The sequence below is a fragment of the Thermus sp. genome (assembly GCF_056332225.1).
Genome location: NZ_JBWGQW010000265.1, coordinates 1 through 511, shown reverse-complemented (window position 1 = coordinate 511; position 511 = coordinate 1). Strand labels below are relative to the sequence as shown.

Annotated in this window: 1 pseudogene; it reads right to left on the bottom strand. The window is 57.9% G+C overall.

Annotation, left to right across the window (positions count from 1 at the left end):
* Positions 1-511: pseudogene (gene fusA / locus AC01Y6_RS11280) on the bottom strand (elongation factor G); the annotation flags it as partial.

Genomic DNA, 511 nt, shown 5'->3' with positions numbered 1-511 from the left:
CCTTAAAAGCCATTTCGTTGGATAGATCGGGCTGCATCGTCGCATCCACCAGACTTACCTGCAACCCCACCAGCGGATACCCGGCCAGCACGCCTGCATCCAACAACTCTAACACCCCCACGCGCACTGCCTCCACAAAGTTGGGAAGCAGGGTATGGGGGCGTAGAGCTGATACAAAACGTACGCCCTCTTTCGGATCCGCCGGTTCGACCTCCAGGACAACGCGTGCGTACTGAGGCTTACCGCCCAGCATCCGGTCAAAGATGGCTTCGGCCTGCGCCTGGTGCGAAATGGATTCCTTGTAAGCAACACGGGGTTTGCCCACGTTGGCGCTCACATTGAACTCCCGCATCATGCGATCCACCAGGATATCGAGATGAAGCTCGCCCATCCCGGAGATGATGGTCTGACCGGTGCTTTCGTCCACTTTGACCCGAAAGGTCGGGTCTTCTTCCGACAGGCGCTGCAGGGCCTCATTAAGACGGCTTTGATCTGCCACCGTCTTGGGTTC